At 60.6% G+C, this 16,621-nt stretch carries 14 protein-coding genes and 1 pseudogene; 5 read left to right on the top strand and 10 right to left on the bottom strand.

What is annotated here, in order from left to right; genetic code table 11:
- Positions 1-231 precede the first annotated feature (231 nt).
- Together VNZ65_RS04085 and VNZ65_RS04080 are read right to left on the bottom strand one after the other, a co-directional pair.
- Positions 232-510, bottom strand: coding sequence for a hypothetical protein (locus VNZ65_RS04085; RefSeq protein WP_325666338.1), 279 nt, complete (start codon positions 508-510; stop codon positions 232-234).
- 219 nt (positions 511-729) lie between these two features.
- Positions 730-1,512 (bottom strand): annotated as a pseudogene (locus VNZ65_RS04080) (SDR family NAD(P)-dependent oxidoreductase).
- Between the two features lie 97 nt (positions 1,513-1,609).
- On the opposite strand from VNZ65_RS04080, the gene VNZ65_RS04075 reads away from it, so the two are divergent.
- The 3 genes from VNZ65_RS04075 (at position 1,610) to VNZ65_RS04065 (ending at position 3,675) form a co-directional block, all read left to right on the top strand.
- Positions 1,610-1,912, top strand: coding sequence for a helix-turn-helix transcriptional regulator (locus VNZ65_RS04075; protein WP_325666336.1), 303 nt, complete (start codon positions 1,610-1,612; stop codon positions 1,910-1,912).
- A gap of 71 nt (positions 1,913-1,983) precedes the next feature.
- Positions 1,984-2,805, top strand: a complete 822-nt coding sequence (locus VNZ65_RS04070) for a hypothetical protein (protein WP_325666334.1) — start codon at positions 1,984-1,986, stop codon at positions 2,803-2,805.
- 69 nt (positions 2,806-2,874) lie between these two features.
- Positions 2,875-3,675 (top strand): MBL fold metallo-hydrolase, encoded by an 801-nt coding sequence (locus VNZ65_RS04065; RefSeq protein WP_325666332.1) that lies wholly within the window; start codon positions 2,875-2,877, stop codon positions 3,673-3,675.
- On the opposite strand, the gene VNZ65_RS04060 is transcribed toward VNZ65_RS04065, so the two are convergent.
- The 8 genes from VNZ65_RS04060 to VNZ65_RS04025 all read right to left on the bottom strand — a co-directional run bounded on the left by VNZ65_RS04060 (position 3,672) and on the right by VNZ65_RS04025 (position 14,282).
- Positions 3,672-4,880 (bottom strand): YeeE/YedE family protein, encoded by a 1,209-nt coding sequence (locus tag VNZ65_RS04060; protein ID WP_325666330.1) that lies wholly within the window; start codon positions 4,878-4,880, stop codon positions 3,672-3,674. The two genes, VNZ65_RS04065 and VNZ65_RS04060, sit on opposite strands and share 4 nt — an antisense overlap.
- A gap of 90 nt (positions 4,881-4,970) precedes the next feature.
- Positions 4,971-6,209 (bottom strand): glutamate carboxypeptidase, encoded by a 1,239-nt coding sequence (locus VNZ65_RS04055; protein ID WP_325666328.1) that lies wholly within the window; start codon positions 6,207-6,209, stop codon positions 4,971-4,973.
- Between the two features lie 66 nt (positions 6,210-6,275).
- On the bottom strand, positions 6,276-6,488 hold the full coding sequence (locus VNZ65_RS04050) for a hypothetical protein (RefSeq protein WP_061938444.1): 213 nt from the start codon (positions 6,486-6,488) through the stop codon (positions 6,276-6,278).
- Between the two features lie 156 nt (positions 6,489-6,644).
- Positions 6,645-7,577, bottom strand: a complete 933-nt coding sequence (locus VNZ65_RS04045) for a hypothetical protein (RefSeq protein WP_325666324.1) — start codon at positions 7,575-7,577, stop codon at positions 6,645-6,647.
- Positions 7,578-7,661: 84 nt separating this feature from the next.
- The gene (locus VNZ65_RS04040; RefSeq protein WP_325666322.1) at positions 7,662-8,303 is read right to left on the bottom strand and encodes a LysE family translocator; all 642 of its coding nucleotides are present in this window, start codon (positions 8,301-8,303) and stop codon (positions 7,662-7,664) included.
- A 222-nt stretch (positions 8,304-8,525) separates the two neighbouring features.
- On the bottom strand, positions 8,526-9,929 hold the full coding sequence (locus tag VNZ65_RS04035) for an efflux transporter outer membrane subunit (RefSeq protein WP_325666320.1): 1,404 nt from the start codon (positions 9,927-9,929) through the stop codon (positions 8,526-8,528).
- Positions 9,929-13,075 (bottom strand): efflux RND transporter permease subunit, encoded by a 3,147-nt coding sequence (locus VNZ65_RS04030; protein ID WP_325666318.1) that lies wholly within the window; start codon positions 13,073-13,075, stop codon positions 9,929-9,931. The genes VNZ65_RS04035 and VNZ65_RS04030 overlap by 1 nt, the downstream gene beginning before the upstream one ends.
- Positions 13,076-13,085: 10 nt before the next feature.
- Positions 13,086-14,282, bottom strand: coding sequence for an efflux RND transporter periplasmic adaptor subunit (locus VNZ65_RS04025; RefSeq protein ID WP_325666316.1), 1,197 nt, complete (start codon positions 14,280-14,282; stop codon positions 13,086-13,088).
- Between the two features lie 186 nt (positions 14,283-14,468).
- Between VNZ65_RS04025 and VNZ65_RS04020 the strand changes: the two genes are divergently transcribed.
- Both VNZ65_RS04020 and VNZ65_RS04015 read left to right on the top strand, forming a co-directional pair.
- Positions 14,469-15,878: an ATP-binding protein gene (locus VNZ65_RS04020; RefSeq protein WP_325666314.1), complete on the top strand. Its 1,410-nt coding sequence runs from the start codon at positions 14,469-14,471 to the stop codon at positions 15,876-15,878.
- Between the two features lie 9 nt (positions 15,879-15,887).
- On the top strand, positions 15,888-16,604 hold the full coding sequence (locus VNZ65_RS04015) for a response regulator (RefSeq protein WP_325666312.1): 717 nt from the start codon (positions 15,888-15,890) through the stop codon (positions 16,602-16,604).
- The last annotated feature ends 17 nt before the right edge of the window (positions 16,605-16,621 follow it).

The raw sequence follows: 16,621 nt of genomic DNA, 5'->3' as shown, positions 1-16,621 counted from the left end.
ACAATCGCAAGCGGCTGCATTCGACCCTCGGTTATAAATCGCCGTTCCAGTTTCTACAGCGCTGGATCAGTGAACAGAATCAGGAAAAACGAGCTGCATAGAAGTCGTCTGTTGGAAGACGAAAAACAGAGGGAACCTCAGTCAGACTCTCCAATTAATGGCTTTGCTTGCGCCATTTCAACCGAAAAAAATAAAAATATGAACGAAATAAAGAAGTTAAAACTGCTTTTATTATTCAGGTTTTTCATAGCTAACTCTTACAGAAATATGGTTTCTTGGTGTAATAAATTCTTCAGATGCACTGGTATCCGTCCCATCAAGGAAATAACGCGCCAGATATTTTGTATAAGCTTGCCTTTCGTAATAACCAAATCCCCCTCCATTCACTGCAATGTTTATACCATTGACATCTGAAGGCTCTATCCCATTGTCACATTTCCGATTTATTTTCTGCCACGCCCAGTAAAAACACCCGCTGTCGGTAGCGATAATAGAGTTCGTCTTCAACACAACGGGGTCAAAGCGTGGAGCCCATTTTTTAGGTGGTTTGTTAGGATCTAGACCGATGATATTTCCATGTGCATCCCGTCTCGTTGGATCGCCAAAGTAGTGAAGTGATGTCGAGGTAATGCGTGGGTCGACATATTGCCAAGCGGAAAAAATGATATTTTACCAATAATACTGTATCACAGCTTCTCCCGGCCAAAATCACCGGTTCCGGTCTTTTTATCAGCGTCGGCCAGAACCCGCATCAATCACAAACTCAGCGCCGCTGACATAGCGGCTGGCATCCGACACCAGGTACAAGATCCCCGCCGCCACATCGGTAGCCGAGCCGCGCCCGGCCAGCATGCGCATCTGCGCCATGTCGGCCAGCGCCTAGGTCAGGTCGCCTTGCTTACGCATGGCCGCCGCCAGCGACGGCGGACGCAGCAAGCCCGGGTGGATTGAGTTGACGCGGATATTGCTTGCGGCATAGCGCATCGCGTTCATTCCGGCGACGCGCAGCGCCGCCCGCGCCGCATGATCGGCCGCTTCCTGGCGCGCATCGTCCATCGCACACAAGGACAACACGTTGACGATAGCGCCCCCGCCGGCCCGCTCCATCGCCGCCAGCACGTGCTTGCTGCACAGGATGCTGCCGTTGACGTTGGCCTGCATGGCGTTTTCCCACTGTTTGATCGAGAGGCCCTGCGCCGATGGATTGTCGGCGTCGATGCCGGCGCTGTTGACCAGGATATCGATACGGCCAAAGTAAGCCTCGACCGCAGCCATCACCCGCCGCACCGCGCTGCTGTCGCTGACATCGAGCTGCCAGAACCTGGCCCTGCCCTGTTCGCTGCCGAACAGCCTGGCGACGGCATGGCCCTCCTGCTCGCGCGCATCGAGGATCGCCAGCCGGGCACCTGCGGCGTTGAGTGCGCAGGCGATGTGGAGGGCGATGCCGCGTGCTGCGCCAGTGACCAGGGCTACTTTGTTGTTTAGGGAGAAGTAGGCGTTGAGTTGGTTCATGATGATTTTACGTTCGACGTGTACGTAACCCAATACTAAGTATTCCTTAGTGTAACATCAAGAGAAAACTAAGAATATCTTAGTTTTTGGGGCAAAAATGTCACTGGCAAAAAGGCTTAAAGAAGCCAGATTAGAGGCTGGTTTGTCCCAGGAACGGCTTGGCGTCATCGCTGGAATTGACGAGATGTCTGCAAGCGCGAGGATGAATCAGTATGAGCGAGGGAAGCATGTGCCGGATCTTTCTATGGTGGAGCGGCTTGCTTCGGTATTGAATGTACCGGCGGCTTATTTTTACGCTGCGGATGATGATTTAGCTAGATTACTAATGATGTTTCATCGTCTAAAGCACAATGATAAGAAGCGCATAATCATTTTGACTGAAGAGATTTATGACAAATAGCACAGATATTTCGTAAGAATCAGAGTTCAATCAACGGAAATTGCCTCCCCTTTTTTATGAGGAAATAATCTATGGGCAGCAAGAGCAAGCGGCTAAAGGCATTCCTCACAAAACACCCTATTTGTTGCTATTGCTCGGGCCAAACGCCAGCCACAACAGAAGACCATTGGCCATCTCGATCCATTTTTGACCAACGTAAATGGCCGGAAGGCTATGTATTTCCCGCTTGTACCCGCTGCAACAATGCAACTGCCAGCGATGAGGCACTATTTGCATTGCTATGCCGATTAAATCAGGAACATTTAGATGCAGCCAAATCAGAACAAACTAAAAAACTGCTGATGGCCGTAAATGAGCGTCTTCCAGCAATCTATCGTTCATTTTTTCAATCCCCAAATCAAATACGAAGATGGTTGACAGAAACGGGGAGACAGCTAGAGCCTGGGCAAAGCACTCGAGATGTTCCTGTGATATCGCTAAAACATCCTGAAATCCATGAGCGGGTTAAACGATGCGCCACGAAACTTTTTCTGAGCCTTCATTATCTTCATACCGGACGAATATTGAGTAACGATGGGGGAGTAATTTTTCTTTGGTTTACAAACGCCACTAAAACTGACGAGATACCTATCCAAATTGTGACACCATTTTTGACAGGAACTCCAAAATTAAAATGGCAAAATTTCCCCCTAAACGATCAATTCACCTATAGCTACGGTGCGGATGAAATAGAAGGATTGGTAAGCATATTCTTTGCAACATTTAATTCCAGCGTTGGAATGATTGGTATTCTTTTCAACGATCTCTCAAATCTAAAAGTCGACATTCCACAGGAACAAATTTTACGTCCCTTTACTACAGTTCTAAATCCATTAGATCTGTCAATAATTTGATATTTATCAAAGAACCACAGCCCCACTCCGTACTACGCTCATCGATTATTCATTCCCCCCAAAAAATCAATGGCAACCGAGCTATTCAACAACGGCCAGCACGTCTGCGTCATGTTTTCCGACCTGGTGGAAGAAGATGAAGGCGAAGTCGTCCAGACCAACCAGTTCTTCATCTGCGACCACGGTCAAGGCGCGCTGATCGACCCCGGCGGCCAGATGACTTACAACGAACTGTTCATCGCGCTGAGCCGCTTCTTCCCGCCCAAGGAACTGAAATACATCCTGGCTTCGCATGCCGATCCTGACATCGTGGCCTCGGTCGGCCGCTGGCTGACCGGCTCGGGATGCCAGGTGGTCATCTCCAAGCTGTGGTCGCGCTTCATCCCGCATTTTTGCCCGGCGGGGAAAACCGCCGGCCGCATCATCTCTATTCCGGACGACGGCTTGCGCATCCAGATCGGCCAGAGCGAGGTGCTAGCGCTGCCGGCGCACTTCCTGCACTCGGAAGGCAATTTCCAGTTCTACGATCCCATCAGCAAGATCCTGTTCTCGGGCGACCTGGGGGCGTCGATGGTGAGCAACAGCGATGCGGCGCAGCCGGTGACGGATTTCTCGGCGCACCTGCGCAGCATGCAATCGTTTCACCGGCGCTATATGAGCGGCAACCGTGCTTGCCGTTTGTGGGCGGCGATGGTGCGGCAGCTGGATATCCAGTGCATCGTGCCGCAGCACGGCTGCATGTTCCAGGGGCCGGAAATGGTGGCCCGCTTCATAGACTGGGTCGAGCAGCTGGATTGCGGCATCGATCTGCTGAGCGAGCAGCACTACAGCCTGCCCAGGAACTGGCTGCTGCCCGCGGATGAATTTTAAGTTCTTGATAGCCCGAACAAAGGCCGCGCCCAGACGCCGAAGTAGCTGCCGATCAGCGCTGCGACGAACCACAGCCAGCCATGCACGCTGGCGGAAGCGATGCCGCTGAAGTAGGCGCCGATGTTGCAGCCGTAGGCTAGCCGGGCGCCGTAGCCCATCAGCAGTCCGCCGACGATGGCGGCCAGCAGCGAGCGCAAGGGGATGCGCCACACCGGTGCGAACTTTCCGGCCAGCGCGGCGGCGAGCAAGGCGCCGAGCATGATGCCGACATTCATCATGGAGGTGATGTCGGTCGCCAGGCTGCCGTTCAGCTGCGCCAGCTTGTCGGCCGAGGACCAGTAGGGCCAGGAGGCGACGTCTATTCCGCCGGCGGCCAGCAGTTTCGCGCCCCACAGGGCGAAGGCGGAAGTGATGCCCCACGGCCTGCCGGCCAGGGCCAACGTGGCGAAATTGAGCACGGCCAGCGCCAGTGCGCCGGCCAGCAGCGGCCATGAGCCCTGCAGGATGCGGCGCCAGCCTGGCCCGCTGGTCGAAGCGGGCGACGGCAAGCTGCCGTGGCGGCGGCGCTCCAGTACGACGGTGAGCGCGGCGATGCCGGCGAATACCGCGAGGTTAAGCAACAGTGCCGGCATCAGTCCGAACTGCTTCAGCAGCGAGATGCCGGCCAGATGTGGGGTGGCTGCCCACCAGCTCAGGTGCAAGGTGCCCAGCACGGAGCCAGCGATGAAAAAGAACAGGGTGACGATCATGCGGATGCTGCCGCCGCCGACGGTATAGAGCGTGCCGGAGGCGCAGCCGGATCCGAGCTGCATGCCGATGCCGAACAGGAATGCCCCTGTCAGCAGGGATACGCCGACCGGCTCGATATTGCCCCTGACCGGGGTGCCGAACAGCGAGCCGGCGGCCAGCGCCGGAAAGAACAGGAGGCAGGCCAGCGCCAGCATCGCCATCTGCGCGCGCAGACCGGCGCCGCGCCGCTCGGAGATAAAGACGCGGAACGCGGAGGTGAAGCCGAACTGGGCGTGGTACAGGGCAAATCCGAGCGCCGCGCCCACCGCAAACAGCAGCGCCTGGCGCCCGGACACGGCCTGCGCCAGCCACATGGCGACCAGCGCCAGCAGCAGCAAGGAAAAAGCTGCCGCCAGTCCGTGGATTGGGGGTCTGTCCGGCTGGGCAGCCGGCATCGTCAAAGACAGGTCAGCCATCTTGCACTCCTGAAAAAACTGCTGGTCCGGGCTGCCAGGCTCGATTCAGCCGGCAGCCCGATATGCGCCGCGCCGTCGCCGGCGGGCACGCTATTCGCTGTCCGGCTTTGCCAGGGTCTGCAACAGCCGCGTCGTCAGATACAGCCGCGGCGCCACGCTGTCCAGGTCGGCCCATTCATCCGAGGAATGGATGCGGTCGCCGACGATGCCCATGCCGTCCAGCACCACCGGCTTGCCGCTCTTCGGATTGTAGGCGAAGCCGGCGTCGGTGCCGTAGCGCATGCCGACCGGGGCAATGCTCTTGCCCAGCTCGCGGTAGATCTGGTCGGCGACGGCGGCCAGATGGTCGCTGGCCGGGTTCTTGCTGAACGGCGGCCGGCCGTATTCGACCTTGACGCTGACCTCGGTGCCGGCAATCAGCTTCTTCTGCACGATCTTGTCGGCGTCGGCCTGGACGCGCGCGATTTCGCTCAGGTCGGACATGCGCATGTCGGCGATGGCGCTGGCCTTGTCGGGAATGATGTTGGCGCGGTCGCCGGCCTGGATGATGGTCCAGCTGACGGTGGTGCCTTTCACCGGATCGCCCAGGTCTTTCAACTGGACGATCTGGTTGGCAATTTCGACGGCGGCGTTGCGGCCTTTTTCCGGCGCCGAACCGGCGTGCGAGGCCAGGCCCTTGACGTCGAGGTTCACATGCGCGATGCCGTTGGTGGAGACGGTCACGCGGTCGGCCTCAGGCGGTTCATAGATCAGCACATAGTCCTGGTCGGCAGACAGCTTGCGTATCATTTCGCGCGAGCCCGCGGAACCCTTTTCTTCATCCGGATTGAACAGCACGGTGAGGGTCTTGTAGTTATCGATGCCGCGCTCGCGCGCCAGGTCCACCGCATACAGCACGATCAGGGCGCCACCCTTGGCGTCGGCGACGCCGGGACCGAAGGCCTTGTTAGCTTCGACCCTGAACGGCCGCTTGGCGGCTTCGCCGACGCCGAAGACGGTATCGAAATGGATCATCAGCATGATGTTTTTGCTGCCCTTGCCTTGCAGGGTGCCCAGCACCATTTTTCCGGCTGAAGGCGGTGCGGCGACGATCTCGACTTTGGCGCCCAGTTTCTTGAGGCGTTGTGCCAGGAAGGTCTCTACCTGTCCCAGGCCTTTGGCGTCGTCGGTGCCGGAATCGATATTCACCAGTGTGGCGAGGTCGCGCAAGAACTCCGGTTTCTTCTTGCTGGCGGCGGCCATCAGGGCATTGTCCGTTTGGGCGAAAGCGGTGGCGCAGATGAAACATGAAGCTGCCGCTAGCAATGTGCGCATTGCATTTTTTCTCATGGTGTCTCCTATGGAATTGATGTTGCCGGATTTGCGCCGGCTGCTTCGAGCAAGGCCGCGGAAGTGCTATCCCATGCCGCGTCCGCCGTCCTTGGCTGTGGCCATCTCGAACAGGTCGAATACGTCGTCGTAGAGGAAGGATTTTTTTACCGGCTGGGCGTATTCCGCCGGATTGCCGTAGGCGAGGATCTTTTGCTCGCAGTCGTGCCTGGTCCTGGCGATGATGGCGTCGGTCTTGTCGCCTTCCAGGTTGGCGGCTACCCAGTATGTCAGCTTCATGGTCTCCCCTGCTCCGGTTCAAAATTTTCCGCGCTGCCGGCGCCTGGCCATTTCACGGCAGCCTGCGGACATGACATCGCGCTTGCGTCTTACGATGCCACATTTTGCCGGGTTTGTCTTTGAAGTTTATTGCAGCAGGCCGTTGTTCGTCAGCGCTCACTGCACCTGATAAGACTTCGTTCCGTCCGACCAGCGCAAGGTCTGGCGCCATTTTCCATGCTGTTCGCGCAGCTGCAGATCGTGGAAGCCGCTGTGCATGGCAGGCAGCACACTGAGCGCATTGCTGCCGTAAGAAACGTCATGGCTGCGGGTGCCGTCCTTGTGCCAGTCGCCGGCAATCATCTTGTCGAACAGCATGGGCTGGGCAAACACCACCCGCAGCGCCTTGCCGTCGATATGGAACAGGTACAAGGCTTCGAACGAAGCGCCGCCGCCGGCATAGCCTTCGAACCATCCGGCGCGCACACCAAAAGCGTAGTCGCCGTCGCGCAGCAGGTAAGGCGCCAGATCGAAGCGTTGCCAGTTGTCCGGCAGGCCGGTTGCCGGTCCTTTGCCGTCATCCGAACCGATCGCCTGCGGAGTGTCGATATTGGTCGCGCCCCAGTCGGTGGCAACCGCGACGGCTTCTTCAGTCCTGGCGATCAAGCGCGGCGCGGCATCGCCGCTGCGCTCGAAGACGCCGAACCAGATCTGTTTATCCTGGCTGTCGCTGAAACCGTCGCAGGAGGATGCCGGGTTCTTCAAGTCCTGGGGCACGGGCGCGACGGCCAGGCAGACTACCGCCACATACCAGCCAGGCCGCTGCGGCCACGGCTTGGCGCCGGCCAGGATCACGCGCGCCGGGTCGCTGCCAGGCGCCAGTTGCGCCGCCAGCAGGTTCTTGCTGAAGCCTGGCGGCAATTGCACGCCGAAGCCATCCGGCAAGGCGGCGCCGCTCATTTCGCGGTCGAAGGCGGCGCGGGCATCCGGGTTCTTGATGGCGCCACGCACCTGATCGATTGAATGCACGGTGGTGTCGGCATTGGCATGCGCGACCACCAGCACACTCACGGCAGCGCACAGCAACAAGCGAAAGAAAGAGGGATTCATGAGGATAGGATGTCCGGCTCCAATGATGACGAGCGTCATTCTATCAGTTCAACAATTGCCTGCTTTGGAGGCAGGCGCTTGTACTTATACGGCCTGGCGGCGCAGGGTCAGCAACAGCGAACCGAAAGTAATAAAAGCAGCGCCAACGAAACGGCTGAGCCATTTGGCGAACAAGGGTTTGAGCAGCACGCCGCGGGCGCGCGAGGCGATGAAGGCGTAGCTCAGGTGGGTGCTGTAGGAGATCGTCATGAAGATCGCCATCAGGATCAGGAACTGCGGCAGCAAGGCAGTCTTGGCGCTGATGAATTGCGGGAACAGCGCGGTGAAGAACAGCACGGCCTTGGGATTGGTGGCGGCTGTCAGGAAAGCTTCGCCATACAGCTGGCGGCGCTTGGGCGGGATATCTTCCTTGCCGGCTTCGACTTCGACCGCCAGCACCGTGCCGCGGCCGAACAGGTGGCGCACGCCGATATAGAATAGGTAGCCGGCGCCGATCAGCTTGACCACGCCGAACACCAGCGCGGATGACTTGAGCAAGACGCCGAGGCCGAGTATCGCGGCCGTGGACAGGCAGAACACGCCCGAAATATTACCCAGGCCGGACCACATCACCGAGCGCGGACCGTAGGTCGCGCCATTGCGCAGGCTAAGCAGGATGGAGGGACCGGGACTCAGGATCGACAAAGCCGCCATCGCGGTGAAGGTGAGGATAGTCTGGGTATTCATCGCAAGGGCTTTCGGGTCTGGGCTAAGTCAAACGGCAGTCGCGGACAAGATCGGTGCAGGCTTGGCGAGCCCGACGTGCAAGGCTATCACGATCCGGCCCGCGGCGTCAGGGCTCGGCCCCACAAACTGGCCCGGTGGTTTGAGCAGCACTGTACTACCCCGGTACGAACTCAGGCCGATGACATAAATTCAACTTCGCCAATATCTCATGCGGCGGCGCGCTCAGGGGTCGCTCCATCCTCCTCCCATCGCCTTGTACAGATTGATCCGGTTACTCTGCTCCAGCAGACGCAGGGAGATCAGGTTTTGCCGGGCGCCATACCAGCTGCGCTCTGCCACCAGCGAATTCAGATAGCTGTCGATGCCGCTGCGGTAACGCGCCTCGGACAAGCGATAACTCTTGCCGGAGGCATCGGCCAGGCGCTGTTGCGCGCCCAGGCGCTGATCCAGCGTCGCCCGCTCGGCCAGCGCGTCGGCGATTTCGCGGAACGCTATCTGGATCGCCTTCTCATAGTTGGCGATCTCGATTTCCTTGCTGACTTTCGCGGCGTCGAGACTGGCGCGGTTACTGCCGGCGTTGAATATCGGCAGATTGACAGCCGGCAGGAAACTCCAGGCGCCGCTGCCCGGCTTGAACAGGCCTGCCAGGCTGCTGCTGGCGGTGCCGCCGGCGGCAGTCAGCGTAATGCTAGGGAAGAATGCCGCGCGCGCCGCGCCGATATCGGCGTAGGCGGCAATCAGGGTTTGTTCGGCCGCCAGCACATCGGGCCTTTGCAGCAGCAGGTCCGACGACAGCTGCGCCGGCGTAGCCAGCAGCGCTGCCGAGGTTTGCGGGATACTGTCCGGCAGCAAGTGCGCCGGCACAGCCGCGCCGGCCAGCTGGTTGAGCGCATTCAGATCCTGCTGCACGCGGCTGGTGAATTCGCCCAGATCCACCTGGGCGGCTTCGACGCTGGCTTGCGCCGTCGACAAATCCAGGCCCGAGGTAGCGCCTATGGCGTGGCTGCGCTGGCTCAGATCGTAAGAAATCTGCTGGCTCTTCAAGGTATCCTTGGCCAGCAGCCGGCGTTCATTGTCGGCCGCCAGCGTCAGCCAGGCGCCGGCGACTTCCGCCACCAGGCTGATCTGCACGCTGCGCTGCATTTCCACGCTGAACTGATAGGACGCCAGCGCAGCCGTGCTGAGATTTTTCAGGCGCCCGAAAAAATCCAGTTCGTAGGAACTGAAACCCAGCTGCACGCTCTGGTTGCGCGCGATGCCTGCCGCATTGCCGCTGGCCTGGCTGGCCGGCGTGCGCACGGTACTGCTGCTGGCGGCGACGCCAAGCGCAGGATAGCTGGCGGCGTCCTGGATCCGGTATTGGGCACGCGCTTTTTCGATGTTCAGCACGGCTACCCGCAGGTCGCGGTTGTTGGCCAGCGTCAGCGCAATCACTTCACGCAGACGCGCATCCGTGAAGAAACTGCGCCAGGCTATTTCAGCGGCGGCATCTTGCACCGCGCCCTGGCTGCTGCTCTGAGACCAGGTTGCCGGCACCGGCGCGGCGGGCCGTGCATAGTCCGGCGCCAGGTTGACGCAGCCGCCGAGCAGCAGCGCCAGGCCAGGGATCAATAAGGTATTGCGCATCACTCACCTGCCTTTTGCGGTTCTGCCGCCGCCGGCACCGTGTTTCGGCGCTTTTGCATCAGGCGGCAGATCAGATAGTAAAACAAGGGGGTAAAGAAAATCCCCAGCAGCGTTGCCGATATGGTCCCGCCCAGCACGCCGGTGCCGATGGCGCGCCGGCTGGCAGATCCGGCGCCGCTGGCGAGCGCCAGCGGCAGCACGCCGAACATGAACGCCAGCGAAGTCATCAGGATCGGCCGCAGGCGCAGATGCACCGCTTCCAGCGTTGCCTCCAGCAAGGATTTCCCGGATTCGTGCAGCTGCTTGGCGAATTCGACAATCAGGATCGCGTTCTTGCAGGACAAGCCGACCGTGGTCAGCAAACCGACCTGGAAATAGACATCGTTGGACAAACCGCTGGCCGACGTCAGCAGCACCGTGCCGATGATCCCCAGCGGCACGATCAGGATCACCGCGAACGGCACCGACCAGCTCTCATACAGCGCCGCCAGGCAGAGGAAAACAAACAGGATAGAGGCCGCATACAGCAACGGCGCCTGCGAACCGGACAGGCGTTCCTGATAGGACTGGCCGGTCCATTCATAGCCTATCCCGGCCGGCATCTGCGCCATGATGCGCTCCACTTCCTGCATCGCCACGCCGGAACTGACGCCGGCCGCCGGTTCGCCGACAATTTCAAAGGACGAAACGCCGTTGTAACGCTCCAGCAGGGATGGTCCGTAAGTCCAGCTGGCGCTGGTGAAGGCAGAAAACGGCACCATCTGGCTGGCGGCATTGCGCACGTGCCATTGTTCCAGGTCATGCGCCTGCATGCGCGACGCTGAATCGCCCTGCACGTAGACGCGCTTGACGCGGCCGTTGTTGAGGAAGTCGTTGACATAAGTGCCGCCCATCGCGGTCGACATGGTGGAGTTGATGTCCGCCGTGCTCAGGCTCAGTGCACCGGCCTTGCTGTCGTCGATCTCGACGCGGAACTGCGGCGTATCGTCGAGGCCTGTGGTGCGCACGTTGGCCAGCTTGTCGCTCTTGCCGGCCAAGGCGATGAACTCGTCGCGCGCCTGCATCAGCGCGTCATGGCCGACGCCGCCGACATCCTTCATCTGCACATCGAAGCCGGAACTCTGGCCGAGGCCGCGCACTGCCGGCGGCAGGGTCACGAAAATCCTGGCGTCGCGTATCTTCGCCAGATCCCGGTTGGCGCGGCGCGCAATCTCCGCCGCGCCCTGGGATTTTTCCTTGCGTTTGTCCCAATCCCGCAGCTTGATGAAAGCGCGTCCGACGTTCTGGCTATTGCCGCTAGAGCCGGAGCCGGTAATCGACAGCAAGGCGTCGATCACTTCCGGCTGCTTCAGGAAATACTGCTGCACGGTGCGCATGACCTGCGTGGTCTGCTCCTCGGTGGCGCCCACCGGCAGCTGGACCTGGGCGTTCAGCACGCCCTGGTCTTCATCCGGCAGGAAGGAGGTAGGCAAGCGCATCAGGCAGACCGCCATCGCCGCGACAATCAGCACATAAGTCAGCAGACTGCGGCGGCCACGGCCCAGCACGCCGGCGACGCCAGACTGGTAACGTCGCGCATTGCGCTCAAACGTGCGATTGAACCAGCCGAAGAAACCCTTCTGTGCGGCCTGGCCATGGGCGTGCGGCTTGAGCATGGTGGCGCACAGGGCGGGCGTCAGGGTCAGGGCGACCAGCACCGACAAGGTCATGGCCGACACGATCGTGATGGAAAACTGGCGGTAGATCACGCCGGTGGAGCCGCCAAAGAACGCCATCGGAATGAACACGCCGGACAGCACCAGCGCAATGCCGACCAGCGCCCCGCTGACCTCGGACATGGCCTTGCGCGTCGCTTCCTTCGCACTGAGCGCCTGTTCGGCCATCAGGCGCTCGACGTTTTCCACCACCACGATGGCGTCGTCGACCAGCAGGCCGATCGCCAGCACCATGCCGAACATGGTCAAGGTGTTGATCGAATAACCGAACAGAGACAGGATGCCGAAGGTGCCGAGCAAGACCACCGGCACGGTGATGGCCGGAATAAAGGTGGCGCGCAGGTTCTGCAGGAACAGGTACATGATCAGCACCACCAGCACGATGGCTTCCAGCAGGGTCTTGACCACTTCCTTGATGGAGACCCGCACGAATGGCGTGGTGTCATAGCTGACCGTGCTGCTGAGTTTCAGCGCCGGCGGAAAATACGGTTCCAGCTCCTGCATCTTGGCCAGCACCGCCTTGGAGGTTGCCAGAGCGTTGGCGCCGGACGCCAGCTGCACCGCCAGCGCCGCCGAATGGCGGCCGTTCTGCTGGGCCTTGACGTCGTAGCTTTCCGCGCCGATTTCCACCCGCGCCACATCCTGCAGCCGGACCACGGCACCGTCGCTGGCCGCTTTCACGATAATCTGGCGAAACTGCTCCGGCGTACTCAGCTTGCTGCGGGCGGTAATGGTGGCGTTCAGCTGCTGCCCCTGGACGGCCGGCAAGCCGCCCAGCTGGCCTGCAGAAATTTCCGCATTCTGGGATTCCAGCGCACGGTTGATGTCGGACGGCATCAGCGCATACTTCAGCAGCTTGGCAGGATCGAGCCAGATGCGCATCGCGTAGTTGGTGCCGTAGGCGGTAACGTCGCCGACGCCTTCCACCCGGCTGATCTGATCGGTCAAGGTGCTGCTGATGAAATCGCCGATATCCACCCCGGTGACCTTGGGGTCGGCCGAGACCAGCGACACGATCATCAAGGTGTCGCTGGCGGCCTTGGTCACTGTCACGCCGGTGCTTTGCACCGCCTGCGGCAGGCGGGAAGTAGCTTGTTGCAGCTTGTTCTGCACCTGCATCTGCGCCACGTCCGGATTGGTGCCGGCCTTGAAATTCAGGGTGATGTTGGTGCGGCCGGCAGAACTGCTGGAGGCCGACATGTATTCCAGGTTGTCCAGCCCCTTCATTTGCTGTTCGATCACCTGCGTGACCGAGTCTTCCAGCGTCTTGGCCGAGGCGCCGGCATAGTTGGCGCGGATGTTGACCTTGGGTGGAGCGATGTCGGGATACTGCTCCAGCGACAGCGAGACAATGGAAATTGCGCCGGCCAGCATGATGACGATGGCCAGGACCCAGGCAAAGATGGGACGGTTGATAAAGAAATGCGCCATGATCTTCCTCTTAGCGCGCGCTGATCTGCGGCGATGTCACAGGCTGCGGCACAGCTTTCAGCGGTGCTGCGCTCATGTCGACTGCCCGTACGCTGTCGCCGATCTTGATTTTCTGCAGGCCGTCGACGATCACCTGGTCGCCTGCCTTCAGGCCATCGTTGACCCACCAGCGGTTGCCGATGGCGCGCCCCACCGTCAGCGCGCGCCGCTCGACTTTGCCGGCATCGTTCAGGATCAGCGCCGTGGCTGCCCCCAAGGCGTCGCGCGTGACGGCTTTCTGCGGCACCAGGATGGCGCTCTGATCGACGGCCTCTTCCAGCTGCGCCCGCACATACATGCCCGGCAACAGCAAGCCGTCCGGGTTCGGGAATTCCGCACGCAAGGTGATCATGCCGGTGCCGGTGTTGACGCTCAGGCCGGTGAACTTGAGCTTGCCCGGCTGCGCGTAGACGCTGCCGTCTTCCAGCACCAGCCTGACCGGCGCTTCGTCGCGGCCGACCGCCTTGATGTTGCCGCTGCTCAGTTCGCGCCGCATGCGCAAGACGTCGACGCTGGACTGCGTCACATCGACATAGATCGGATCGATCTTTTGTATGGTGGTCAAGGCGACGTTCTGCTGCGCCACCACCAGCGCCCCGGGCGTGACGGTAGAGGTTTCGATGCGGCCCGAGATCGGCGCCGTGATGCGGGTGAATTCCAGGTTGATGGCAGCGGTCTTCAACGCCGCGCGCGCAACTTCCAGCGCCGCCTGGTTTTCACTCAGCACGCTTTGCGCATCGTCGTTATCCTGCTTGCTGACCGCATCGATCTTGTTCAGCTCGACATAGCGCTCGGCTTTCAGCTTCGAGGCGCGCAACGTCGCCTCGGCCTTCGCCAGCGAAGCCCGGGCGCTGTCGGCCGCGGCCTGGTAGGTGGCCGGATCGATCTGATATAAAGCCTGCCCCTGCTTGACGTCGGCGCCTTCAGTAAACAGGCGGCGCTGGATGATGCCGCCGATCTGCGGCCGGATATCCGCCGTCAGATAGGCAACGGTGCGCCCTGGCAACTCGGTCGACACCGACTGCGGCTCCGGCTTCACGGTGACGATGCCGACTTCGGCCACGGCTTTTGGCGCCGGCGCATCGGCGGATCTGGAGCAGGCGCCCAGCATGGCAACAGCCAGCAACGGGGTCAGCGTCAGTGTGAGCAAGGTTTTTTTTGGTAGCATGGCGTGGCTCGCAGCCGCATTTCAACTTGCGCAGAAACACGACGTCGATCTTGGAATTTATCGAATCTGCCATGGTAAGAACAAAATGTGGAGGAATAATGAAGAAACAGGCGACCCCGGAAATCTTCCCAAGAGCGGCTTTCCTTGCTACCCTAAGCCGCAAATCGACTCATTGCCAAGGACCCTGTGCGTCTCATCCTGCCCGCAACCAGCATCCGACTGAAACTCTTCTATGCCATGCTGGCCATGGCGATAGCGGTGATCATCGCCATGAGCGTGGTGGCGCGCCTCAGCTTCACCCACGATTTCCTCGGCTACCTGAATGAGCAGGCGCAGGAGCGGATGGATGAACTGATACCGCGCCTGGAGCAGTCATATCGCGAACACGGCAATTGGCAATTCATGAAAGACAATCCCGGCATCTGGTATGCCGTGCTGCGCAGCACCCGCCCTGAGTACGGTTCCGATGCACCCTCGTCGAAATCCGCGCCCTCCGGTTCCGACCTGACCGGCGCCCATCTGCGCTTTACCCTGCTCGATGCCGAACGCGGCTTCGTGATCGGCTTCCGCGGCATGCAGGCAGATGCCTTGCTGCGGCCGCTGATGCGCGACGGCGTCATCATCGGCTGGGTGGCGCTGACGCCTTTCGAGAGCGTGATCACGGCCATCGACCAGCGCTTCCAGCACAAGCAGCTACTGGCCCACCTGCTGATCGGCCTGGCGTCGATTCTGTTCACCGGTTTCATCGCCATCAAGATCGCCAATGTCTTGCTGTCGCCGCTGACGCGCCTGACCAAGGCCACGCACCGGCTGGCCGGCGGTGACTACAGCACCCGGGTCGAGGTGGCAACGCAAGATGAAGTTGGCCGCCTGTCCGCCGATTTCAACCAGCTGGCGCTGACGCTGGAACGCAATGAAAAAATGCGGCGCGATTTCATGGCCGACATCTCGCACGAATTGCGCACTCCCCTGGGCATACTTAACGGCCAGCTGGAAGCGATGGAAGACGGTTTGCTCGACACCGGCATGGATACCGTCAGGTCCTTGCAGTCGGAAGTGGCGACACTCAACAAGCTGGTCAACGATTTATACGAATTGTCGCTGGCCGATGCCGGTGCATTGACTTATCGCAAGGCCGATATCGATATCGGCGCGCTGCTGCGGACCAGCCTGCAGTCTTACGAAGATATCTATCGCGAGCACGGCCTGGCGGTCGCCATCGACCTGCCGCAACAGCCGATGCTGGTGCATGCCGACGCCGGCCGCCTGCAGCAGCTGTTCAAGAATATCCTGGAAAACACCCTGCGCTACACCGACAGCGGCGGCCGCCTGCAGATCGGCGGCAAACGCGAACAGCAGCACTGGCTGCTGCAGTTCGACGACAGCGCCCCCGGCACCACGGCGGCAGCGCTGCCGCGCCTGTTCGAACGTTTTTTCCGCGCCGACGCCTCGCGCAACCGGGCTCATGGCGGCGCCGGCCTTGGGCTGGCGATCTGCCAGCACATCGTCGAAGCACATGAAGGCAGCATCAGCGCCGACGCTTCCACGCTCGGCGGCCTGCGCCTGAGCATCCGGCTGCCCGCCAGCCTGATTTGAAGAGCCGCCATGCCGACCGATAACTTCAAGTTTTCCGCCCCGCTCTGCGCAGACATCCTGATCGTCGAAGATGAGCCGAAGATGGCCGAACTGCTGCAAACCTACCTGACCGCCGCCGGCTATGCCTCGCGCTGGATCAGCGACGGCCGCGCAGCCCTGCCGCAGGTGCGCAGCCGGATGCCGGACCTGATCCTGCTGGACATCATGCTGCCGGGTTGCGACGGCTGGCAGATCTGCCGCGAACTGCGAGAGTTCAGCGACGTGCCGATCCTGATGCTGAGCGCCCGCATCGGCGAGGAAGACCGTCTGCAGGGACTGGAGCTGGGCGCCGACGACTACATCTGCAAGACCCCCTTCAGCCCGCGCGAAATCGTGGCGCGAGTCAAGGCGATGCTGCGGCGGCGCCAGCGCGACAGCGCCGCCGCGCCGTCAGCCGTGCATATCGACGACGCCTTGCATGGCGCCAGCATCGACGGCGTCGCGCTCAACCTGACGCCGCAGGAATTCCGGCTGCTGAAAGCGCTGGCGGCAGCCCCGGGGCAAGTATTCTCACGCGACCAGCTGCTCGACAAGCTGCATGACGACTACCGCACGGTGACCGACCGCGCGGTCGACAGCCACATCAAGAACCTGCGGCGCAAGCTGGAACCCTTTTTCGACGGCCGTAACGTCATCCATGCGATTTACGGCGTCGGCTACAAGTTTGAAATTATCGAGGTCCATTGAGAAATTCAGACAAAGCC

It is taken from the genome of Collimonas sp., assembly GCF_035566555.1.
In the GTDB taxonomy this organism is placed as follows: Bacteria; Pseudomonadota; Gammaproteobacteria; order Burkholderiales; family Burkholderiaceae_D; genus Collimonas.
The sequence above is the reverse complement of the archived record's forward strand: the minus strand, read 5'-3'. Positions and strand labels throughout refer to the sequence as shown.